Annotated in this window: 21 protein-coding genes; 17 read left to right on the top strand and 4 right to left on the bottom strand. The window is 63.3% G+C overall.

The genetic code is table 11. The features are described 5' to 3' along the window. Positions 1-108: 108 nt before the first annotated feature. The 4 genes from FDP28_RS15060 to sdhC form a co-directional block, all read right to left on the bottom strand. The gene (locus FDP28_RS15060; protein WP_144662357.1) at positions 109-891 is read right to left on the bottom strand and encodes a succinate dehydrogenase iron-sulfur subunit; all 783 of its coding nucleotides are present in this window, start codon (positions 889-891) and stop codon (positions 109-111) included. Beyond that, positions 891-2,690 carry a succinate dehydrogenase flavoprotein subunit gene (gene sdhA, locus FDP28_RS15055; protein WP_144662356.1) on the bottom strand — a complete coding sequence of 600 codons (1,800 nt, stop codon included), beginning with the start codon at positions 2,688-2,690 and terminating at the stop codon, positions 891-893. The genes FDP28_RS15060 and sdhA overlap by 1 nt, the downstream gene beginning before the upstream one ends. A gap of 100 nt (positions 2,691-2,790) precedes the next feature. Continuing rightward, positions 2,791-3,267: a succinate dehydrogenase hydrophobic membrane anchor subunit gene (locus tag FDP28_RS15050; RefSeq protein ID WP_144662355.1), complete on the bottom strand. Its 477-nt coding sequence runs from the start codon at positions 3,265-3,267 to the stop codon at positions 2,791-2,793. Positions 3,268-3,270: 3 nt separating this feature from the next. After that, positions 3,271-3,651: a succinate dehydrogenase, cytochrome b556 subunit gene (gene sdhC / locus FDP28_RS15045; protein ID WP_018777254.1), complete on the bottom strand. Its 381-nt coding sequence runs from the start codon at positions 3,649-3,651 to the stop codon at positions 3,271-3,273. A gap of 289 nt (positions 3,652-3,940) precedes the next feature. On the opposite strand from sdhC, the gene FDP28_RS15040 reads away from it, so the two are divergent. The 17 genes from FDP28_RS15040 to FDP28_RS14960 all read left to right on the top strand — a co-directional run bounded on the left by FDP28_RS15040 (position 3,941) and on the right by FDP28_RS14960 (position 21,432). Continuing rightward, positions 3,941-5,038, top strand: a complete 1,098-nt coding sequence (locus tag FDP28_RS15040) for a mannose-1-phosphate guanylyltransferase (RefSeq protein ID WP_397321062.1) — start codon at positions 3,941-3,943, stop codon at positions 5,036-5,038. A 108-nt stretch (positions 5,039-5,146) separates the two neighbouring features. Further along, positions 5,147-6,352 carry an amidohydrolase gene (locus FDP28_RS15035; RefSeq protein ID WP_144662353.1) on the top strand — a complete coding sequence of 402 codons (1,206 nt, stop codon included), beginning with the start codon at positions 5,147-5,149 and terminating at the stop codon, positions 6,350-6,352. A gap of 120 nt (positions 6,353-6,472) precedes the next feature. Further along, positions 6,473-6,907, top strand: a complete 435-nt coding sequence (locus FDP28_RS15030; RefSeq protein ID WP_144662352.1) for a MarR family winged helix-turn-helix transcriptional regulator — start codon at positions 6,473-6,475, stop codon at positions 6,905-6,907. Positions 6,908-6,950: 43 nt separating this feature from the next. Next, positions 6,951-7,382 carry an organic hydroperoxide resistance protein gene (locus FDP28_RS15025; protein WP_144662351.1) on the top strand — a complete coding sequence of 144 codons (432 nt, stop codon included), beginning with the start codon at positions 6,951-6,953 and terminating at the stop codon, positions 7,380-7,382. After that, on the top strand, positions 7,379-8,401 hold the full coding sequence (locus tag FDP28_RS15020; RefSeq protein ID WP_144662350.1) for an NADP-dependent oxidoreductase: 1,023 nt from the start codon (positions 7,379-7,381) through the stop codon (positions 8,399-8,401). Before FDP28_RS15025 ends, FDP28_RS15020 begins: the two co-directional genes overlap by 4 nt. A gap of 248 nt (positions 8,402-8,649) precedes the next feature. Next, positions 8,650-9,756 (top strand): BMP family lipoprotein, encoded by a 1,107-nt coding sequence (locus FDP28_RS15015; protein ID WP_443192756.1) that lies wholly within the window; start codon positions 8,650-8,652, stop codon positions 9,754-9,756. A 133-nt stretch (positions 9,757-9,889) separates the two neighbouring features. After that, entirely contained in the window at positions 9,890-11,410 is a 1,521-nt protein-coding gene (locus tag FDP28_RS15010; RefSeq protein WP_144662349.1) for an ABC transporter ATP-binding protein, read from the top strand. After that, a complete protein-coding gene (locus FDP28_RS15005; protein WP_144662348.1) occupies positions 11,400-12,749 on the top strand; it encodes an ABC transporter permease in 1,350 nt (449 codons plus the stop codon). Before FDP28_RS15010 ends, FDP28_RS15005 begins: the two co-directional genes overlap by 11 nt. Continuing rightward, complete coding sequence (locus FDP28_RS15000; RefSeq protein ID WP_144662347.1) at positions 12,746-14,035, top strand: ABC transporter permease; 1,290 nt, start codon at positions 12,746-12,748, stop codon at positions 14,033-14,035. The genes FDP28_RS15005 and FDP28_RS15000 overlap by 4 nt, the downstream gene beginning before the upstream one ends. 2 nt (positions 14,036-14,037) lie before the next feature. Continuing rightward, entirely contained in the window at positions 14,038-14,451 is a 414-nt protein-coding gene (locus FDP28_RS14995) for a cytidine deaminase (protein ID WP_144662346.1), read from the top strand. Then, positions 14,438-15,748 carry a thymidine phosphorylase gene (locus FDP28_RS14990; protein ID WP_144662345.1) on the top strand — a complete coding sequence of 437 codons (1,311 nt, stop codon included), beginning with the start codon at positions 14,438-14,440 and terminating at the stop codon, positions 15,746-15,748. The genes FDP28_RS14995 and FDP28_RS14990 overlap by 14 nt, the downstream gene beginning before the upstream one ends. A gap of 86 nt (positions 15,749-15,834) precedes the next feature. Then, positions 15,835-16,485, top strand: coding sequence for a DedA family protein (locus FDP28_RS14985; RefSeq protein ID WP_144662344.1), 651 nt, complete (start codon positions 15,835-15,837; stop codon positions 16,483-16,485). A gap of 192 nt (positions 16,486-16,677) precedes the next feature. Further along, positions 16,678-17,361 carry a DedA family protein gene (locus tag FDP28_RS14980; RefSeq protein ID WP_144662484.1) on the top strand — a complete coding sequence of 228 codons (684 nt, stop codon included), beginning with the start codon at positions 16,678-16,680 and terminating at the stop codon, positions 17,359-17,361. 28 nt (positions 17,362-17,389) lie between these two features. Beyond that, on the top strand, positions 17,390-18,532 hold the full coding sequence (locus FDP28_RS14975; protein WP_144662343.1) for an adenosine deaminase: 1,143 nt from the start codon (positions 17,390-17,392) through the stop codon (positions 18,530-18,532). Continuing rightward, entirely contained in the window at positions 18,510-19,187 is a 678-nt protein-coding gene (locus FDP28_RS14970; protein WP_144662342.1) for a MazG nucleotide pyrophosphohydrolase domain-containing protein, read from the top strand. The genes FDP28_RS14975 and FDP28_RS14970 overlap by 23 nt, the downstream gene beginning before the upstream one ends. Positions 19,188-19,303: 116 nt before the next feature. Continuing rightward, on the top strand, positions 19,304-20,584 hold the full coding sequence (gene eno, locus FDP28_RS14965) for a phosphopyruvate hydratase (protein ID WP_142939905.1): 1,281 nt from the start codon (positions 19,304-19,306) through the stop codon (positions 20,582-20,584). A 131-nt stretch (positions 20,585-20,715) separates the two neighbouring features. Beyond that, positions 20,716-21,432 (top strand): FtsB family cell division protein, encoded by a 717-nt coding sequence (locus FDP28_RS14960; RefSeq protein WP_144662341.1) that lies wholly within the window; start codon positions 20,716-20,718, stop codon positions 21,430-21,432. Positions 21,433-21,485: the final 53 nt, after the last annotated feature.

Genomic DNA, 21,485 nt, shown 5'->3' with positions numbered 1-21,485 from the left:
CTCCTTGCGTTGGGATGTGGGTTGCGGCGGTTGATTAACGACGACGGCGCCCCTCACCTGCGCAGGTGAGCGGCGCCGTCGTCGTGCTGTTCTTGAGGGAACGGCTGACTAGATCTTGCGGGCCAGGATGGCTTGCTTGACCTCGGCGATTGCCTTGGTCACCTGGATGCCACGGGGGCATGCTTCCGAGCAGTTGAAGGTGGTGCGGCAGCGCCACACGCCTTCCTTGTCGTTGAGGATCTCAAGGCGCATGTCGCCGGCGTCATCACGGGAATCGAAGATGAAGCGGTGTGCGTTGACGATCGCTGCCGGGCCGAAGTACTGGCCGTCGGTCCAGAAGACCGGGCAGGACGAGGTGCAGGCTGCGCACAGGATGCACTTGGTGGTGTCGTCAAAGCGCTCACGGTCCTCGACGGACTGCAGGCGTTCCTTGGTGGGCTCGTGGCCCTTGTTGATCAGGAACGGCATCACTTCGCGGAAGGACTGGAAGAACGGTTCCATGTCCACGATCAGGTCCTTCTCCACGGGGAGGCCCTTGATCGGCTCGACGGTGATGGGCTTGGACGTGTCCAGGTCCTTCAGCAGCGTCTTGCAGGCGAGGCGGTTGCGGCCGTTGATGCGCATCGCATCGGAGCCACAGACACCGTGGGCGCAGGAGCGGCGGAACGAAACCGTGCCGTCGATCTCCCACTTGACCTTGTGCAGGGCGTCCAGCACACGGTCCGTGCCGTACATGGTCAGCTTGTAGTCGTCCCAGCGCGCCTCTTCCGAGATTTCCGGATCGTAGCGGCGCACGCGGAGCGTGATGTGGAACGTGGGAATTTCACCGTCGCCGGCAACACTCGCCGGGAGCTCGATCTTGGATGCGGGCTCTGCCATTTCGGTCGTCATTAGTACTTACGCTCCATCGGCTCGTAACGGGTGAAGATCACGGGCTTCGTCTCCAGACGGATGCCCGCAACGGATTCCGCCGAGGAGGCGGCAGTGACGGAGTTGTCCAGGTAAGCCATGGAGTGCTTCATGAACTTCTCGTCGTCGCGGTCCGGGAAGTCCTCGCGGTAGTGGCCACCACGGGATTCCTCGCGGTGCAGGGCACCGACGGTCATGACCTTGGCCATGTCCAGCAGGAAGCCCAGCTCCACGGCTTCCAGGAGGTCCAGGTTGAAGCGCTTGCCCTTGTCCTGGACGGTAACGTGCTTGTACCGCTCTTCGAAGGATGCGATGTCGCGGAGAACCTGCTCCAGGGATTCCTTGGTGCGGAAAACCTGCATGTTGGCATCCATGGTGTCCTGCAGTTCCTTGCGGATCTGCGCGACGCGCTCGGTGCCGTTGCCGCTGAGCAGGCCATCAAGGATGCCGCGGGTCATTGCCTCGGGGTTCTCCGGCAGCTCGACGAAGTCGGCGGTCTTGGAGTACTCCGCTGCGGCGATGCCGGCACGCTTGCCGAAGACGTTGATGTCCAGGAGCGAGTTGGTGCCCAGTCGGTTCGAGCCGTGGACGGAGACACAGGCAACTTCACCGGCTGCGTAAAGGCCGGGAACGATCGTGTCGTTGTCCTGGAGCACCTCGGTGGAGATGTTGGTGGGGATGCCACCCATGGCGTAGTGCGCCGTCGGGAACACCGGGACGGGATCGGTGAACGGTTCCACACCAAGGTAGGTGCGGGCGAACTCCGTGATGTCCGGAAGCTTGGCCTCGATGTGTGCAGGCTCAAGGTGGGTGAGGTCCAGAAGGACGTAGTCCTTGTTCGGGCCACAACCGCGTCCCTCACGCACTTCGTTGGCCATGGCGCGGGCCACAATGTCACGGGGTGCGAGGTCCTTGATGGTGGGGGCGTAGCGCTCCATGAAGCGCTCACCTTCGGAGTTACGCAGGATGGCACCTTCACCACGTGCACCCTCGGTCAGGAGGATGCCCAGGCCGGCGAGGCCTGTCGGGTGGAACTGGAAGAACTCCATGTCTTCCAGGGGGATGCCGCGGCGGAAGGCGATGCCCATGCCGTCACCGGTCAGGGTGTGGGCGTTGGAGGTGGTCTTGAAGACCTTGCCGGCGCCGCCGGAGGCGAAGACGACAGACTTGGCCTGGAAGACGTGCAGTTCGCCGGAAGCGAGGTCGTAGGAGACGACGCCGGCAACACGCTTCTGCTTGTACGGCGTACCGTCCTCGCGTACGGCGTCTTCCTCGACGATCAGGAGGTCAAGGACGTAGTACTCGTTGTAGAACTCAACGTTGTGCTTGACACAGTTTTGGTACAGGGTCTGGAGGATCATGTGACCGGTGCGGTCTGCTGCATAGCAGGCGCGACGGACGGGAGCCTTGCCGTGGTCACGGGTGTGGCCACCGAAGCGTCGCTGGTCGATCCGGCCCTCGGGGGTGCGGTTGAACGGCAGACCCATCTTTTCCAGGTCCAGCACGGCGTCGATGGCTTCCTTCGCCATGACCTCGGCTGCGTCCTGGTCAACCAGGTAGTCGCCACCCTTGATGGTGTCAAAGGTGTGCCATTCCCAGTTGTCTTCCTCGACGTTGGCCAGTGCTGCACACATGCCACCCTGCGCTGCACCGGTGTGCGAGCGGGTGGGGTAGAGCTTGGTCAGTACCGCTGTGCGTGCGCGCTGACCGGACTCGATCGCGGCGCGCATGCCGGCGCCACCTGCACCGACAATGACGACGTCGTACTTATGGACCTGCATACCAGATGCTCTCTCTTTCAAAAATTCAGATGGTCGGCGGAGGCTGCTCCGCTACTTCAGGCGGACCGGCAAGCCGGCCACGCCGATGCGGCACGGGCCGCTACGGTGCCGGGCAGAATCCGCCGGGAAGCTGGACGCCGTCGACGACGGGGCACGGGTTGAACGTGAAGATCACCAGGGTGCCCAGGATGATGATGACCAGCGTGGCCGCGTAGAGGACCATCTTGAGCCAGAAGCGCGTGGAATCCTTCTCGGCGTAGTCATTGATGATGGTGCGGACACCGTTGGTGCCGTGCAGCATGGCAAGCCACAGCATGGCCAGGTCCCAGAACTGCCAGAACGGATCGGCCCACTTGCCGGCGACGAAACCGAAGTCGATGGCGTGGATGCCTTCGCCGACCAGGAGGTTCACGAAGAGGTGGCCGAAGATCAGCACCACCAGCACGATGCCGGACAGGCGCATGAAGAGCCAGGCGATCATCTCGAAGTTGCCGCGGCTGGAGCCATTGCGGTTGTACTTCGGGGCGATCTTCCCGGTCCCGATTTTTCCACTGCGTGGTGTTTCGATGGTTGTCATGGCTTAGTGGCCTCCCAGCGCGAGGGAAAGGTGGCGGATGGCGAAGCCGGCGAACGTGACCAGCCACAGTGCAAGCACGACCCACAGCATCTGGCGCTGGTACTTCGCGCCCTTCTTCCAGAAGTCGATCGCGATCACGCGCAGGCCGTTGAAGGCGTGGAAGATGATCGCAGCGACCAGGCCCGTTTCACCCAGGGCCATGAGGGGGTTCTTGTAGGCACCAATGACGGCCGTGTAGGCCTCAGGGGACACGCGCACCAATGAGGTGTCCAGCACATGGACCAACAAGAAGAAAAAGATCACTACACCGGTAATACGGTGTCCAACCCAGGACCACATGCCTTCACGGCCGCGGTACAAGGTGCCAGCTGGTTTTGTCGGCACTGATTAAACCTTCCTGCAACACAGCGGCGCTGGCATGGGATCCATGCGGGGGGAACGCCTGCTGCGAGAGCACTCGTAGCTCACGCCTAAATCTAGGCTTCGCTCACAGCATATTCAATTTAGGCCCGGCTTCTCTGCTTGTTAATTCCATGTTTCCTGCCCGGATTCAGGCGATTTTGGGTACCGTCTGAGACGAACGCCACATCCGTGGCGTTCTGCGGAGCTTCCCGGTTGCGTCGGATAAAGTGTTGCGGTGAGTACAGAAGACGCGAAATACCCGGAATCGCCCATGAACCGCTTCCATGCGGTCATTCCGGCGGGCGGTGTGGGGACCCGGCTATGGCCACTCTCGCGTGCCGCTGCGCCTAAATTCCTGCACGACCTCACCGGCTCGGGCAGCACCTTGTTGAGGGCTACCTACGACCGCTTGGAGCCGCTGGCCGGCGAACGCGTTCTGGTCGTAACAGGCGAAGCCCACCGCGCGGCAGTCTGCCGCCAGCTCCCCGAAGTGGGCGACGACGAGCTCGTCCTTGAGAGTGAGCCCAAGGACTCCGGCGCCGCCATCGGCCTTGCCGCGGCCATCCTTTACCGCCGCGATCCCGACACCATCATGGGCTCCTTCGCCGCGGACCAGGTGATCAGCCCCGACGACCTCTTCCAGGAGACGGTCCGCGAAGCGATCTACACCGCGGCCGAAGGCAAGATCGTCACCATCGGCATCAAGCCCACGCACCCGTCCACGGGCTTCGGCTACATTCGCTCCGGCGCCGCGCTCAACATTGAGGGTGCGCCGAATGCCCTGGCCGTTGCGGAGTTCGTTGAGAAGCCCAGCCAGGAAGTTGCCGACAAGTACGTCGAGGCAGGCGATTACGTGTGGAACGCCGGCATGTTCGTCGCTCCCGTGGCGCTGATGCTCAAGCACCTCGAAGCCAACCAGCCCGAGCTCTTCGCAGGTCTCCAGGAGATTGCCGCGGCATGGGACACTCCGCAGCGTGCCGAAGTAACGGCCCGGGTGTGGCCCACCCTGCCCAAGATTGCCATTGACTACGCCGTCGCCGAGCCCGCAGCGGCAGCCGGCGATGTCGCCGTCGTGCCCGGCACCTTCCGCTGGGACGACGTCGGCGACTTTGCGGCGATCGGTCGCCTGAACAACGCCGGCGACGTCGATGAAGTGACGGTTCTCGGCGAGGGCGCACGCGTGTTCGCGGAGAACGCCAGTGGCGTGGTGGTTTCCGATACCAAGCGCGTCATCGCCCTCATCGGCATCAAGGACGTCGTGATCGTGGATACCCCGGACGCGCTGCTGGTTACCACCAAGGAACATGCCCAGTTGGTGAAGGGCACCGTGGATGCGCTGAAAGCCAGCGGAGACACGGACGTCCTGTAGCGCCGTCTTATACCGTGAGCCACCTCTTTGGTTGTCCTGCGTCTGAACGCGGCGTAACCAAGAGGTGGCTTTCGTTCTTCCTGTGCCGTGGATGGCTAGAGTTGTGACGTGCGCAATTACACGACTGAAACTGAGCCCACTCCTGTCGTTGGCCCCTGGGTTGATGAACTGTTGCCAGGACTCATCGAATTCCGGCGCGACCTCCATGCGCACCCGGAGCTGTCCTTCAAGGAGTTCCGGACCACGGACAAGCTCGTCGAACGACTGGAAGCGGCGGGGCTGAATCCTCGTCGGCTCGAAGGCACCGGCCTGACGGTCGATGTGGGGGAGGGGCCCATCGCGACAGCCCTTCGTGGTGACATTGACGCCTTGCCGATCATCGAGGAAACCGGCCTGCCGTTCGCCTCCAAGAACCACGGTGTCACCCACGCCTGCGGCCACGACATCCACACCACCACCATGCTGGGCATCGCCTTGGTTCTCCAGCGCATGCACAAGAACAATCCGTTGGGCGGCACGGTCCGGATCATCTTCCAGCCGGCCGAGGAAACCATGCCTGGCGGGGCGTTGTCCTGCATCGAACAGGGTGTTCTGGAAGGTGTTCCGCGCATCCTGGCCCTGCACTGCGATCCGCGCATCAACGTTGGCCAGATCGGTACCCGCATCGGCGCCATCACTTCTGCCTCCGACACCATAAAGATCGAACTGTCCGGGCGCGGTGGGCACACGTCCCGTCCGCATCTGACCGAAGACCTGGTCTTCGCGCTGGCGCAGATCGCCGTCAACGTGCCCGCTGTCCTTTCCCGGCGGGTCGATGTCCGCAGTGGTGTGTCCGTGGTGTGGGGGCAGATCTCCGCGGGGTCGGCTCCCAACGCGATTCCCGGCAGCGGATACATGGCCGGCACGATGCGCTGCCTGGACCGGGACGCCTGGCATGACGCTGGTGAGTTGCTGGACGACGTCGTGAAGCAGGTCGCCGCGCCCTACGGCGTGGACGTGCACCTGGAGCACACCCGTGGCGTCCCTCCGGTGGTGAACTCGGAGCATGAAACAGCGCTCATCGAGGCATCGGCCCGCGCTGAGCTGGGGGAGAACGCCGTGGTCCTGACTCCCCAGTCCATGGGCGGGGAGGATTTCGCGTGGTTCCTGGCGGATCTCCCCGGTGCCATGATGCGCCTGGGCACCCACACTCCGGGCGGCGAAGAATATGACCTGCACCGCGGAGACTTCATCGTGGACGAGCGTGCGCTGGGGTACGCCATCCGGGTCCTCACGGGTGCCGCCCTCCGCACCATCCGGGACCTCGAGCAGTAGGCCAACTGAGGGACAGCACATGCTCTATTGAGTGCTCAGTGGAGCATGTGCTGTCCCTCAGTTGGGTGGGTGGGCGGGAATAAGTTGTGCACAATTGAATTGTGCACTATCGTTTTGTCCATGAGTGATGCACCCCGCCTCCGCCACCAGGTCTGCTTCGCGCTGTACTCGGCCTCCAAGGCCGCGACGGCGGTCTACCGCCCCGTGTTGGACGAACTCGGCCTGACGTACCCGCAGTACCTGGTGATGCTGGTGTTGTGGGAGCAGGAGCCGCGAAGTGTCCGTGAACTTGGCGCCGAACTGGGCCTCGATTCCGGAACGTTGTCGCCCTTGCTGAAACGCCTTGAGGGCCTGGGGCTCGTGGAGCGCAAGCGCTCCGCCGACGACGAACGCCGCGTGGACGTCGTGCTGACCGACGCCGGAACAGCCCTCAGTGCCCGGGCCCAGGCAGTGCCGCAGCGCCTGGCCGACGCCGCAGGGCTCGACGCCGCCGAGATCCAGCAGCTGCACGCGACCCTCGGCAAGCTCACGGCCGCGCTGAACAGCTCACTCTGACATTTTTCACGCGATCCAATTCCCGAAGAGAACGGAAAACACCTTGAAGACTCTCTACACAGCCGAGGCACTGGCCTCCGGCGAAGGCCGCGACGGCAACGCCCGCACCAAGGACGGAAAACTGGATGTGGCCCTGGCCAGCCCGGTGGAACTGGGTGGCAACGGCCAGGGAACCAACCCCGAGCAGCTTTTCGCCGCCGGTTACGCTGCGTGCTTCCACTCCGCCTTGAGGCTTGTCGGCCGGAAGGAACGCGCGGATGTCAGGGATTCAGCTGTAGCCGCCAAGATCCACTTCGGCGCATTGACCGACAGCGAAGGCTACGGCCTTGCCGCTGAGCTGGAGATCGCCCTGCCTGCCCTGGACCGCGAAACCGCCGAAGCCTTGATGGCCAAGGCGCACCAGATCTGCCCCTACTCCAACGCCACCCGCGGCAACATGGCCGTTGACCTCAAGCTCGTGGAGTTCGCAGCATGAGCGCCGCCGCCAGCACGCCGGTGGAAACCCGCGAGATCCAGCTCGCTTCACGTCCGGTAGGCCGTCCCGCCCCGGAGAACTTCCGCTTGGCGCAGTCTGCGCTGCCCGAGCTCGCTGAAGGCCAGATCCTGGTGAAGAACCAGTTCATGTCCGTGGATCCCTACATGCGCGGCCGCATGAACGACGTCAAGTCGTACTCGGCGCCGTTCCGCCTGGATGCAGCGCTCGACGGCGGTGCCGTAGGTGAGGTGATCGCGTCCCGTTCGGACGCGCACAAGGTGGGTGACGTCGTCGTGCATCAACTGGGGTGGCGTGAACACGCGGTGGTGGACGCGGCAGCAACCACGCCAGTGCCGGGCGGGCTTGCCCCGACCTCGGCCTTCCTGGGCGCGCTGGGCATGACCGGCCTGACCGCCTACGCCGGCCTGCTGAAGGTGGCCGAGTTCAAAGAGGGCGACGTCGTCTTCGTCTCCGGTGCGGCCGGCGCAGTTGGTTCCATGGTGGGCCAGATCGCCAAGGCCATGGGTGCCTCCAAAGTCATCGGCAGCGCCGGTTCGGCGGAGAAGGTTGCCCGCCTTGTGGAACTCGGATTTGATGCCGCGTTCAACTACAACGACGGCCCGGTCCTCGAGCAGCTCCGGGAAGCTGCGGGGGAGCGCGGGATCGACGTGTACTTCGACAACGTCGGCGGGGAACACCTTGAGGCCGCATTGGCCACCCTCACCGTCGGTGGCCGGGTGGCAATGTGTGGCGCCATCGCCCAGTACAACTCAACCGAGCCGCCGGCCGCCCCACGAAACCTGGCCGTGGCCATCGGCAAGCAGTTGACCCTCCGCGGTTTCCTGGTGGGCGGACAGCGCCAGCACGCTGCCGAGTTTGCCCGGAAAATGGCCGGATGGCTTGCAGATGGAACCATCAGCTACGACGAGACGATCGTTGACTGCTTGGAAAACGCCCCGCAGGCCTTCATTGATCTGCTGGACGGAGCCAACACCGGAAAGATGCTCGTCCGGTTGTAGTCGTGGGTAGTCGGGTGTGACTTGCACACCCGGCTACTGCTTGGTAACAAAAAGTCAACAATCTGTCCGGGAGGGCGGCTTTGTGCTACTCCGGTGTGTTCCAGGCCACTAGGGTTGTTGCTATAAGTGCGCCTCGGCGCAGTGCTGCGAAGCCTCAGTGAAAACAGAATTTCTGCCCCGAAGTTTTTGGAAACGGACACTCATTGACCATCCGTCGTAGCGCCAATCACTTTCTTCCTGGAGGAAAATTGAAGAAACCACTGCGTGCCACCCTGAAGCGCGGTTCAATGGCCGGTGTCGCAACCGTCGGCGCAGCAGCGCTCCTGCTGACCGGCTGTGGCCAGGCCCCCGATGCCGGATCCGGCACCGCTACCAAGAGCGATTTCCTCGGATGCATCGTTTCCGACTCCGGCGGATTCGACGACCAGTCCTTCAACCAGTCCTCATACGAGGGACTCAAGAAGACTGAGAAGGACCTTGGCATCCAGACCAAGTCGGCCGAGTCCAAGGCCAACAGCGACTTCGAAACCAACCTCAACGGCATGGTTTCCGCAGGCTGCAACCTGACCATCACTGTGGGCTTCCTCCTGGGCGATGCCACCAAGGCTGCCGCCGAGAAGAACACTGACAAGCACTTCGCCATCATCGACTTCGCGTATGACACCCCTGTAGCCAACGTCAAGCCGGTTGTCTACGACACCGCGCAGGCTGCCTACCTGGCGGGCTACGCCGCAGCAGCAACGTCCAAAACCGGCAAGGTGGGCACCTTCGGCGGCATCAAGATCCCGACCGTGACAATCTTCATGGACGGCTTCTACGACGGCGTCCAGGCCTACAACAAGGCCAAGGGCAAGAACGTCCAGGTTGTTGGCTGGGACAAGAACACCCAGGACGGCTCCTTCACCGGTGACTTCGAGAAGCAGGACACCGGCAAGCAGGTCACCATCAACCTGCTGGACCAGGGCGCGGACATCGTCATGCCCGTGGCAGGTCCGGTCGGCAAGGGTGCAGGCGCAGCCCTCAAGGAAGCCAAAGCTGCCGGCAAGGACGTCAAGCTCATCTGGGTTGACTCCGACGGCTACCTGACCGCTCCCGAGTACAAGGACCTCATGCTGACCTCCGTGGTCAAGCAGATGGGCGAGGCCGTTGAAACCGTGGTGAAGGACGACAAGGACGGCAAGTTCAGCAACGAAGCGTACGTTGGCACACTCGCCAACGACGGCGTGGCCATCGCCCCGTTCCACGACCTCGATTCCGCTGTTTCTTCCGAAACCAAGTCCGAACTCGACGCCATCAAGGCGGACATCGTCTCCGGCAAGCTCGTTGTCGAATCGAAGGCAAGCCCCAAGAAGTAAGCAATTCCTGGACGCGCCGCCAGTACCGTGCCCCGGTACTGGCGGCGCGTTTTTGCCCTGACTAGGCTGATCCCAAAGCTCGTGGCTTTGGAGCTGTTCAGCCGTCCCTCGGACTCAAAGAACGGTGGGAGTTGTGAAACTCGAATTGAAGGGGATCTCGAAAGCGTTCGGGACCTTCTATGCCAACCAAGACATCGACCTCGTGGTCGAATCCGGCCAGATCCATTGCCTCCTCGGCGAAAACGGTGCCGGCAAATCAACCCTCATGAACGTGCTCTACGGGCTGTATGAGCCCACCGCGGGCCAGATCCTTGTGGACGACCAGCCTGTGAACTTCCGCGGCCCGGGCGACGCCATGGCTGCCGGTATCGGCATGGTGCACCAGCACTTCATGCTTGTCCCTGTGTTTACGGTGGCCGAAAACGTGGCGCTCGGTGCCGAACCGACGTCCTTTGGCGGTGTCCTCAGCATCGACGAGACCCGGAAAAAGATCCGGGAAATTTCCGACAAGTACGGTTTCGACGTCGATCCCGACGCCCTGGTGGAAGACCTCCCGGTGGGCGTCCAACAGCGTGTCGAAATCATCAAGGCCCTGGTCCGGGAAGCCAAGGTCCTCATCCTGGACGAGCCCACAGCGGTGCTCACCCCGCAGGAAACCGACGAACTGCTGGACATCATGCGCCAGCTCAAAGCCGGCGGGACGTCCATCGTCTTCATCTCGCACAAACTGCGCGAAGTAAAGGCCGTCTCCGACGTGATCACAGTGGTCCGCCGCGGCAAAGTCGTTGGCGACGCACCTCCCACTGCCTCACCCACGGAGCTCGCCTCCATGATGGTGGGCCGCCCGGTCAGCCTGAGCCTGAACAAGGCCGCCGCCCAGCCCAAGGAAACCACGTTCGTCGTCGAAAACCTGACGGTCCGCGCCGCCAACGGAACCAACGTGGTGGACGGGATCAGCTTCGACATCGCACAGGGCGAGATCCTTGCCATCGCAGGGGTCCAGGGCAATGGCCAAACCGAGCTGACCGAAGCCATCCTCGGAGTCCAGGAACACGTGACAGGCTCGGTGGTCCTGGACGGGAAGCAACTCCTGGGACTCCCCGTCAAGGACGTGCTGCGCTCCGGCGTCGGCTTTGTCCCCGAAGACCGTACCGTCGACGGCTTGGTGGGTCCTTTCTCGGTGGCCGAGAACCTGGTGCTTGACCTGTACGACCAGGCTCCGTTTGCCAGCGGTATCAGCATGAAGCCCGCCAAGGTGGCCGAACATGCCAAGGCCAAGATCGAGGAATTCGATATCCGCACGCCCTCTGCCGGGTCGGCTGCGGGAACCTTGTCCGGTGGCAACCAGCAAAAAGTGGTCATGGCCCGGGAGCTCTCCCGGCCGCTTCGGTTGTTCATCGCAAGCCAACCAACCCGTGGTGTGGACGTCGGCTCCATCGAATTCCTGCACAAGCGCATTGTTGCCGAGCGCGACGTCGGGACGCCGGTGATGATCGTTTCCACGGAGCTGGATGAAGTCATCGAACTCGCAGACAGGATCGCAGTGCTCTACAAGGGCAAACTCGTGGGAATCGTCCCGGCGGGAACACCCCGCGACACGCTCGGCTTGATGATGGCCGGCGTCGGCCCGGAAGGAGGCTCCGATGACCACTAGCAGCGACGGGTCCACCAAGGACCAAACCCCTGGGGAGTCCACAGCGGAAGTACGGGCAGCAGACGTTGCCTTGGATACCGCCGGAGGGACCCTTGAGCCGTCCATTGTCCCGGTTTCGTCCCAGAGTGGAGATCCCGGACACGAACAGGGCAACCTGATGCGTCGCATTGTCATGGGCAATGGCTTCGTGTCTGTTTTGGCCGTCATTGTGGCGCTGTTCCTCGGTGGCTTGCTGATTGCCAGCACCGATTCCCAGGTAGCCAAGACCGCGGGCTACCTCTTCGCCCGTCCCAGCGATTTCCTGACCGCGCTGTGGTCTGCCATGACGGACAGCTACGTGGCGCTCTTCCAGGGCTCGGTCTTCAGCCCCCGGCAGGGCTTCAAGCCGCTGCTGGAAACGATGACGGTTGCCACGCCCTTGATCTGTGCCGGCTTGGGCGTTGCCCTGGCCTTCCGTGCGGGCCTTTTCAACATCGGTGCGCAGGGGCAGATCATCATCAGCGCCACCCTTGCCGCCTACGTCGGGTTCACCTGGCACCTGCCCTTCGGCCTGCACCTGCTTCTCGTTATCATCATGGGTGTCCTCGGCGGCGCCGCATGGGGCGCGATCGTCGGTATCCTCAAGGCCCGGACCGGCGCGCACGAGGTCATCGTGACCATCATGCTGAACTATGTGGCCTTGTTCCTGCTGGACTTCCTCCTGAACACCGCAGCGTTCCGGCGGCCGGGGGACAACAGCCCCATCTCGCCGCGTTTGGATGAAACCGCAACCTACCCGGTGCTCATTCCGGGATCCCGGCTCCACCTTGGCTTCCTTGTGGCCATCGCGCTGACCTACGGCGTGTGGTGGATGTTGAACCGGTCCACTGTCGGCTTTGAATTCCGTGCCGTTGGTGCGAACCCGATCGCTGCCCGCACGGCCGGCGTCAAGGTACCCCGGGCCACCATCCTCGTGATGGCACTGGCCGGTGCCTTGGCCGCATTCGGTGGCGTCGCGCAGGTCGCCGGCACCGAAAAGGTGCTGACTGGAGGTGTGGCGGCCCAGATCGGATTCGACTCCATCACTGTTGCCTTGCTCGGCCGCAGCACGCCGTGGGGGACCTTCTTCGCGGGACTGTTGTTCGGTGCCTTCCGCGCCGGTGCCGTGCAGATGCAGATCCAAACCGGAACACCCATCGACATCGTGCTGGTGGTCCAGTCCCTGATCGTCCTGTTCATCGCTGCTCCGCCACTGATCCGATCGATCTTCCGGCTGGAAGGCAAGAAAAAGAAGAAGGACAAGACACCGAAGGCGGCCCCTGAAGCTGCCCTTGCCAACGCCACCGGAGGTGCCAAATGAGCGCGACAACCACTGCCCCCAGGTCGGGTTCCACGGCCCTGCCGGGGTTCCGACCGTCCTTGAAAGTTCCCGTTTCGCTGGGCGTCCTGGCCCTTGTTGCACTGGTCTTCTTTGGCTTCCTCGGCTCGGACAAGACAGCGGAGATGAAGATCAGCGATACCGGCGACGCGGTAGCAGTCCCGGCGCTGATGATTCCCGGCCAAGTGGGTGGCATCGTGCTCGGCATCCTGTTGCTGGCCATGGCTGCCTACTCGATCTACCTCTGGACACAGGGAGAAAAGTCGCCAAAGTGGCTTCCCATAGCGTTCGCCGTGGTCTTCGTTTTCGCCCTGTTGGTGTGGATTGTGGCCGGTGCCCGTCAGCCGTCCATTTCCCTGGCAGGCCTGGTGGCCGGTTCGGTGACCCTCGCGGTTCCATTGGTCTTCGGCTCGCTTTCGGGCGTCCTGTGTGAGCGTGTCGGCGTGGTCAACATCGCCATCGAAGGCCAGCTCCTGGGCGGCGCGTTCACGGCAGCCCTGGTGGCCACCATGACCGGAAGCCCGTACATCGGCCTGATCGCCGCGGCCGCTGCCGGTGCGGTGGTCTCCATGGTCCTTGCGGTGTTCAGTATCAAGTACCTCGTGAACCAGATCATCGTCGGTGTCGTCCTCAACGTTCTGGTCTCCGGCCTGACGGGCTTCCTGTACGGCACGCTCATGGTCCCCAACAAGGAGCAGTTCAACACTCCGGGCCGCTTGGACATCCTGCCCATCCCGCTGCTCTCGGACATCCCCATCATTGGGCCCATCCTTTTCGAACAGTCCATCGCCGGCTACCTCATGTACATCGCTGTGGCCGTCGTCTGGTTCGGCTTGTTCAAGACCCGCTGGGGCCTGCGCGTCCGCGCCGTCGGCGAGCACCCGCAGGCTGCCGATACCTTGGGCATCAACGTCAACGCAACGCGTTTCTGGAACGTCACCCTGGGTGGTGCTATCGCCGGCATCGGTGGCGCGGTGTTCACCCTGGTGACCATCGACTCCTTCACCAAGGACATCTCCGGCGGCCGCGGCTTCATTGCGCTGGCTGCCCTGATCTTTGGCCGATGGAACCCGATCGGGGCGTTCCTGGCGTCGCTGCTGTTCGGTTTTGCGTACAACCTGCAGTCCATTCTGGGCATCATCGGAACGCCCGTTCCCAGCCAGTTCATGGCCATGCTGCCGTACCTGGTGACCATCTTCGCCGTCGCCGGCCTGGTGGGTAAGTCGCGGCCACCAGCCGCAAGCGGCATACCGTACGTGAAGGGTTGACGATGTCCGCGAACGAGGTCGACTGGCAGGCCCTGGAAACTGCCGCGGTCCAGGCGATGGCCAACGCCTATGCTCCCTACTCGAAGTTCCCGGTAGGGGCTGCGGCCCTCACCGAGGACGGCAGGATCGTCAGCGGCTGCAATGTGGAGAACGCCAGCTACGGGCTGACTCTCTGCGCCGAGTGCGCCCTGGTGGGCCAACTCCACATGAGCGGCGGCGGCAGGATCGCCGCTTTCTATTGTGTGGACGGCCAGGGCAATGTCCTCATGCCATGCGGACGCTGCCGCCAGCTGCTCTACGAATTCCGGGCACCCGGGATGCAGCTCATGACCACCCAAGGCATCAAAACCATGGACCAGGTGCTCCCTGACGCTTTTGGTCCTGAACATCTGGAGGAGACCCTTGACCAGCACTGAAGCCTTCGACGCTGTCCAGATCATCACCATCAAACGTGACAAGGGCACGCTCACCCCGGAACAGATCGACTGGACCATCGACGCATATACGCGCGGCGTCATCGCTGAGGAACAGATGGCGGCCCTGAACATGGCCATCCTGCTCAACGGCATGGACCGCCAGGAGATCTCGCGTTGGACCTCGGCGATGATCGCCTCGGGCGAGCGGATGGACTTCTCGTCCCTGACAACGCCCGACGGCGGCCGGAAGGCTACCAGCGACAAGCACTCCACCGGTGGGGTAGGGGACAAGATCACCCTGCCGCTGGCACCGCTGGTGGCCGTTTTCGGCGTCGCTGTACCGCAGTTGTCCGGCCGGGGCCTTGGCCACACAGGCGGAACCCTGGACAAGCTCGAAGCGATTCCCGGGTGGCGGGCCAACCTCAGCAACGACGAGATCATGGCCCAACTCCAGGACGTGGGCGCTGTGATCTGCGCTGCCGGATCGGGTCTGGCTCCCGCGGACAAGAAGCTGTACGCCTTGCGCGATGTCACCGGGACGGTGGAGGCGATTCCGCTGATCGCGTCCTCGATCATGAGCAAAAAGATCGCCGAAGGCACGGGCTCGTTGGTCCTGGACGTCAAAGTGGGCTCCGGAGCATTCATGAAGGACGAAGCCAAGGCCCGGGAGCTTGCCGAAACCATGGTGGCACTGGGCAAGGATGCAGGCGTACACACCGTTGCCTTGCTTACCGACATGTCGACGCCGTTGGGACTCACAGCAGGCAACGCCATCGAAGTGGAAGAGTCAGTGGAGGTCCTCGCGGGCGGCGGTCCGGAAGACGTCGTCGAACTTACCGTCCGCTTGGCGGAGGAGATGCTGGCCGGTGCCGGTATCCACGACGCCGATCCGGCGGCCGCGCTCAAGGACGGCCGCGCGATGGACGTCTGGAACCGGATGATCGAGGCCCAAGGCGGCGATCCCCGGGCGGCGTTGCCGGTGGCCAAGGAGTCCGAGGTGGTTTACGCCCCCGCCGACGGTGTCCTGGTCGAACTGGACGCACTGTCCGTGGGCGTCGCAGCTTGGCGGCTCGGCGCCGGCAGGGCCCGCAAGGAGGACAAGGTGCAGGCCGGGGCAGGCGTCCGGATGCACGCCAAGCCCGGAGCCCTGGTGCGCGCGGGCGAGCCGTTGATGACGCTCCTGACGGACACCCCGGAGAAGTTCGACCGGGCCAAGGAAGCTCTCCGCGACGCGGTGGTCATTGCCCCGGAGGGTTCGCGGCCGGGCAGTCAGCTGATTATCAGCAGAATCGCCTAGGCTTAATTGTTCCGGGCCATCCAGCGGGTGGCCCGGAACATTTGTCACCCGGCGCCTGTGGGGGAGCCGCCTACCTTAAGGAAACCGTGCAGGGCATCAACGATTTCATCCTGGCCGCGGCGGGACAGCCGTGGGTGCTGTTCCTGGTGTTGGCGTGCTGCCTGATTGACGGCTTCTTTCCCCCCATTCCCAGCGAGTCCGTGGTGGTGGGCCTCAGCGCTGTATCCGGCAGCAGCGGTGTGCCGAACATCTGGCTGCTGGGCCTCATGGCGGCATTTGGCGCCTTCGCCGGGGACAACATCGCGTACATCATCGGCAGCCGGATCGGTACGCAGCGATGGCGCTGGATGCGCAGGCAACGGATGCAGGGTGCTTTCCGCTGGGCGGGCAAGGAACTCCGACGCCGAGCGGCCTCCCTCATCATGGTGGCCAGGTTCATTCCCATCGGCCGGGTGGCAGTCAACCTCACCGCCGGAGCAACGCACTTCAACCATCGCCGCTTTGTGGCTCTGACTGCGCTTTCGGCGATTCTGTGGGCCAGCTACTCCGTGGTCCTGGGGTACTTCTTTGGCGTCTGGTTCGAGCACAACCATCTGCTGGGGGCCGTCATCGCGATTATGGTGGCAGTGATCCTTGGCGTCATCATTGACCGCATCATCAGCAAGGTCCGCGGTGCCGCGCCACTGGACGGCAAGAACATCCCCGAACAGGATGCCCCGCCTCCACCCACGGTATGACGCCCGTGGCCTCCCAAGATCAGTCCGCCGGTTGACGCCGCAGCAAGGCCCGGCCGATAGCGTTAAGCGTGTGATTCCACGGCTGGGGCGTAGCGAACGACGTCCCGGCCATGGGACACTAAGAGCGACTTCGATCACACTGTCAAGTCATATTCATCTAGGAGCTACCGCCGCGTGGAGTTTTTGAACCAAATGCTCGAGCATGCAGCCGGGCAGCCCTGGATATATCCCGTACTTCTCGTCTTCTTCTTCATTGACGGATTTGCCACCATCCTCCCCAGCGAAACAGCCATTGTTGGTCTCTCGGCGCTGTCCCTTCACAGCGGAGAACCGAATCTTTGGATCCTGGGCGCAACTGCCCTGGTGGGAGCCATGGCCGGCGACAACATGGCGTACATGCTGGGCCGCAAAATTGGTCTGACCCGCTGGAAGTGGATGCGCCGCCCCAAGGTACAGAAAATGTTCGCGTGGGCCCAGTACGAACTCGACAAGCGCGGCGCTGTGCTGATCTTCACGGCCCGCTACATTCCGTGGGGCCGCGTTGCCGTGAACTACGTCGCCGGACAGACCGGCTTCCGGCACCGGACCTTCTTCTGGCTCGACGCCTTTGCGTGCATCACGTGGGTGGCATACTCCATCGGCATCGGCCTGCTTGCCGGTCAATGGGTGCACCACAATCCGCTCCTGGGCGTTGGTATCGCCGTTGCCTTCGCTGTTGTGCTGGGTATCATCGTGGATCACACGCTTCGCTGGTGGCACAAATACCTTGAGAAAAGGGACCACTCCAGGGAGGCCGCCGCAGCCGCGCAGGCTCCGTCGATGGATGAGTCCCACAAGGCCGTGGTGGGCGTCGACCGTTCCAAGCCCGCTGGCTAAGGTCCGGCCGTCCCCCTAGTCTTAGTACGTGACTGAGCCCATACTTGACGCTGCCCCTGCCCTCGACTTCGATCTGAAGAGCCTGCCGAAGGTTTCCCTTCATGACCACCTGGATGGTGGCCTCCGCCCCGCCACCATCATTGAACTCGCCCAGGCTGTGGGCCACACGCTTCCCTCCACCGACCCTGTGGCCCTCGGCCAGTGGTTCCGTGACTCCGCCGATTCCGGTTCCTTGGTCCGGTACCTTGAGACGTTCGACCACACCATCGCCGTGATGCAGACCAAGGAAGGCCTGTTCCGGGTTGCCAAGGAGTTCGTCGAGGACCTGGCTGAAGACGGCGTGGTGTACGGCGAAGTCCGTTGGGCGCCGGAGCAGCACCTCCAGAAGGGCTTGACCCTTGATGAAGTGGTGGATGCCGTCCAGGCCGGCCTTGAGGCGGGCGTGGATGCCGCCGAGGAGCGTGGCCAGCAGATCCAGGTGGGCCAGCTGATCACTGCCATGCGCCATGCTGACCGTGGCCAGGAGATCGCCGAACTCGCGGTCCGCCACCGGACCAACGGAGCCGTTGGTTTCGACATTGCCGGCGCTGAGGACGGCTTCCTGCCTTCGCGCTTCAAGGACGCCTTCACCTACCTGGCGGAAAACAACTTCCCCGCCACTATTCACGCTGGGGAAGCCGCCGGGCTGGAGAGCATCCAGTCCGCACTTGTTGATGGCAGGGCCCTGCGCCTGGGCCACGGCGTGCGGATTGCCGCGGACATTACGGTCGATTTCGAGGACAACGCGGACGACGACGGCGAGGGCACCGTTGGCATGGTGACCATCGGCAACGTTGCCGGCTGGGTCCGCGACCGCGGAATCGCCCTGGAGATCTGCCCGTCCTCGAACCTGCAAACCGGCGCAATTTCCGGTTTCGGCGAGGGCATCGAGAGCCACCCGGTGGACATGCTCTTCCAACTGGGCTTCAACGTGACCATCAACACCGATAACCGCCTGATGAGCGGGGTCACCCTGACGGACGAGTTCGAGCTCCTGGTGGAAACCTTCGACTACGACCTCGATGACCTGCTGGAACTGACCCTCAACGCAGCTGAGGCAGCCTTCCTCCCGCTGGATGAGCGCGAAGCCTTGGTCGAGTACATCAACGATGCCTACGCCAACCTCGGCTGACAAAACCAGCCTCGACGAGCTGCTGGGAACGGTTGCGGCCCTGCGTGAGCACTGCCCCTGGATGGGGGCGCTCACGCACGAGTCGCTGGTTGAGTACCTGATCGAGGAAGCCTATGAAGTGGTGGACGCGATCGAAGCCGGCGCTGTGGACGATGAGCTCCGCGGCGAGCTGGGTGATGTGCTGCTCCAGGTGGTGCTTCATGCCCGGCTCGCCGAGGAGCGCGGCAGTTTCGATTTCGCAGCCGTGGCCCAGGGCATCAACGCGAAGATGGTCCGGCGCAACGGGCACGTTTTCAAGGCCGATGGCTCCCTCCAGGAGACATTCCCGGCGAGCGTCGAGGAGATCATCGTCAAGTGGGACGCCGCCAAACGCGCGGAAAAACCGGAACGCAAGGATCCCTTCGAGGGCATTCCGCCGCACCTTCCCGCGTTGGCCGCCGCGCAAAAATCCCTTGACCGGGCTGAGCGTGCGGGACTCGGCACCCAAGGCGAGGCGTCCGCCGTCGAAATTCCTGTTATCCCGGACTCTGAAGAGGCCCTCGGTGAGTTGCTCCTGGGGATCGTCGCCGGAGCCCGGGATCAGGGATTCGACGCCGAACGGGCTCTCCGTGCCGCTGTTCGATCGTTTCAGAACCGCCAGGCCCGGCCTTCATGACGTGAAAGGTTGGAATTCGTTCCGTAACCTGAGCCACTCTGGACTACGCTAGTAGCGACGAGGACGTTGAGAATTTCCCTCCTCATTCCTGTAATTTGCCCATAAGGAGCACATCCATGGCGCTTATCGATGCCATCCACGCACGCGAGATCCTTGATTCCCGCGGAAACCCGACCGTAGAAGTTGAGGTTCTGCTCTCCGACGGCCAGATCGGCCGCGCAGCAGTTCCCTCCGGTGCTTCCACCGGCGAGCACGAAGCTGTCGAACTCCGCGACGGCGACAAGGGCCGTTACCTCGGCAAGGGTGTCCAGAAGGCCGTCGACGCGGTCATCGACGAGATCTCCCCGGCACTCATTGGCTTCGACGCCACTGACCAGCGCAGCATCGACCAGGCCATGATCGACCTCGACGGCACCCCGAACAAGGGCAAGCTGGGCGCCAACGCCATCCTGGGTGTCTCCCTGGCCGTGGCCAACGCTGCCGCAGCCTCGGCGGACCTGCCGCTCTACAAGTACCTGGGCGGCCCGAACGCCCACGTGCTGCCCGTTCCGCTGATGAACATCCTCAACGGTGGCTCGCACGCCGACTCCGACGTTGACATCCAGGAATTCATGATCGCCCCGATCGGCGCCGAGACCTTCTCCGAGGGCCTGCGCTGGGGCGTTGAGGTCTACCACAACCTCAAGGCCGTCCTCCAGGAGAAGGGCCTCTCCACGGGCCTCGGCGACGAAGGTGGTTTCGCTCCCAACCTGCCGTCCAACCGTGCAGCACTGGACCTGATCACCGAAGCCATCAAGAACGCCGGCTACACCCCGGGCACGGACATCGCCCTGGCACTGGACGTTGCCTCCTCCGAGTTCTACAAGGACGGCGCTTACCAGTTCGAAGGCAAGGCACTGTCGGCCACCGAGATGAGCGCCTACTACGCCGAGCTCGTTGCCGACTACCCGCTGGTTTCCATCGAGGACCCGCTGGACGAGAACGACTGGGAAGGCTGGAAGACCCTCACCGACACCATCGGTGACAAGGTCCAGCTGGTGGGCGATGACCTCTTCGTCACCAACCCGGTCCGCCTGCAGCAGGGCATCGACGCCGCAACGGCAAACTCCCTGCTGGTCAAGGTCAACCAGATCGGCTCCCTGACCGAAACCCTGGACGCCGTTTCCCTGGCCCAGCGTTCGGGCTACACCACCATCACCTCGCACCGCTCCGGCGAAACCGAGGACACCACGATTGCTGACATCGCCGTTGCCACCAACGCCGGTCAGATCAAGACCGGTGCCCCGGCCCGCTCCGAGCGCGTTGCCAAGTACAACCAGCTGCTGCGCATCGAAGAAGAACTCGACGACGCCGCACGCTACGCCGGCCGCAGCGCGTTCCCGCGTTTCAAGGGCTAGCCTTCAGCGAAAACAGCTGACCGGTGGCTATGGTGGAAAGACCATGGCCACCGGTTCTGTTTAAGGCTGGCCAGGTTCGAAAGCAAGCGCTGCAACCCCGCCAGGCAAGCACCGGGCATTACAGGAGTGTCATGGCCACCCGTCGACCAAAAGTACCCAGGGCCGACGCCCTTGGCCGCCCTGCCGGCACTGCACGCCCTGCCGGGGCATCCGCTTCCGGCCGTCCCGCCTCCCAGGCTTCCGACGACGCCGACGTCATTTCCTTGGGTGCCTCGCGCACCACTGACAAAACCTCGACGACGACAAAATCGTCGACGGCGACAGGCACCAAGTCGACCGGAAAGTCGGCCCCTGCTGGTGCAAAGCCAAAGAGTGGCAGCACCGGTGATGGGCACAAGCGTACGGACAAAGGGCACTCCAAGGATGGGGCGGGCAGAGGCTCAGAACAGCTTGATCCGGTACCTGCAAAGGCATTTTCCGGCAGGATGCTGGCCTTGGCCGTGGTGATGATCGCCATCACTATCCTGTTGGCTCCTACGGTGAAGATTTTCCTCGAGAAGCGCTCCGAAATCTCGGCCCTGGAAGCTGAGATTGCCAGCCGGAAAGCCGAGCAGACTGAACTGAACAAGCAGATCTCCCGGTGGCAGGATCCCAACTATGTGAAACAGCAGGCCCGCGACCGCATTAACATGGTTATGCCGGGTGAAACAGGTTACTGGGTGTTTGGCGGGGAAGATGCCGCCGGCACGCCAGGTGGCCGCACCGGCTCCGGATCGACTGCAAACCCGGAGAATCTGCCGTGGGTGGATGCTCTCTGGGAGTCCATCAGACGATCGGCAACTGACTAGACGCGGCGCCCACCGCCGTCGTGTCCGCATGGGACACGGCAAAAAGGGAAGGA

This window comes from Paenarthrobacter nicotinovorans (assembly GCF_007670255.1).
Taxonomy (GTDB): Bacteria; Actinomycetota; Actinomycetes; order Actinomycetales; family Micrococcaceae; genus Arthrobacter; species Arthrobacter nicotinovorans_B.
The sequence above is the reverse complement of the archived record's forward strand: the minus strand, read 5'-3'. Positions and strand labels throughout refer to the sequence as shown.

Excerpts from the sequence above, each read along its gene's own strand:
- FDP28_RS15060 (WP_144662357.1), bottom strand. The coding sequence starts at position 891 with ATGACGACCGAAATGGCAGAGCCCGCATCCAAGATCGAGCTCCCGGCG.
- sdhA (WP_144662356.1), bottom strand. The coding sequence starts at position 2,690 with ATGCAGGTCCATAAGTACGACGTCGTCATTGTCGGTGCAGGTGGCGCC.
- FDP28_RS15050 (WP_144662355.1), bottom strand. The coding sequence starts at position 3,267 with ATGACAACCATCGAAACACCACGCAGTGGAAAAATCGGGACCGGGAAG.
- FDP28_RS15040 (WP_397321062.1), top strand. The coding sequence starts at position 3,941 with ATGAACCGCTTCCATGCGGTCATTCCGGCGGGCGGTGTGGGGACCCGG.
- FDP28_RS15030 (WP_144662352.1), top strand. The coding sequence starts at position 6,473 with ATGAGTGATGCACCCCGCCTCCGCCACCAGGTCTGCTTCGCGCTGTAC.
- FDP28_RS15020 (WP_144662350.1), top strand. The coding sequence starts at position 7,379 with ATGAGCGCCGCCGCCAGCACGCCGGTGGAAACCCGCGAGATCCAGCTC.
- FDP28_RS15005 (WP_144662348.1), top strand. The coding sequence starts at position 11,400 with ATGACCACTAGCAGCGACGGGTCCACCAAGGACCAAACCCCTGGGGAG.
- FDP28_RS15000 (WP_144662347.1), top strand. The coding sequence starts at position 12,746 with ATGAGCGCGACAACCACTGCCCCCAGGTCGGGTTCCACGGCCCTGCCG.
- FDP28_RS14995 (WP_144662346.1), top strand. The coding sequence starts at position 14,038 with ATGTCCGCGAACGAGGTCGACTGGCAGGCCCTGGAAACTGCCGCGGTC.
- FDP28_RS14980 (WP_144662484.1), top strand. The coding sequence starts at position 16,678 with ATGCTCGAGCATGCAGCCGGGCAGCCCTGGATATATCCCGTACTTCTC.
- FDP28_RS14970 (WP_144662342.1), top strand. The coding sequence starts at position 18,510 with ATGCCTACGCCAACCTCGGCTGACAAAACCAGCCTCGACGAGCTGCTG.
- eno (WP_142939905.1), top strand. The coding sequence starts at position 19,304 with ATGGCGCTTATCGATGCCATCCACGCACGCGAGATCCTTGATTCCCGC.
- FDP28_RS14960 (WP_144662341.1), top strand. The coding sequence starts at position 20,716 with ATGGCCACCCGTCGACCAAAAGTACCCAGGGCCGACGCCCTTGGCCGC.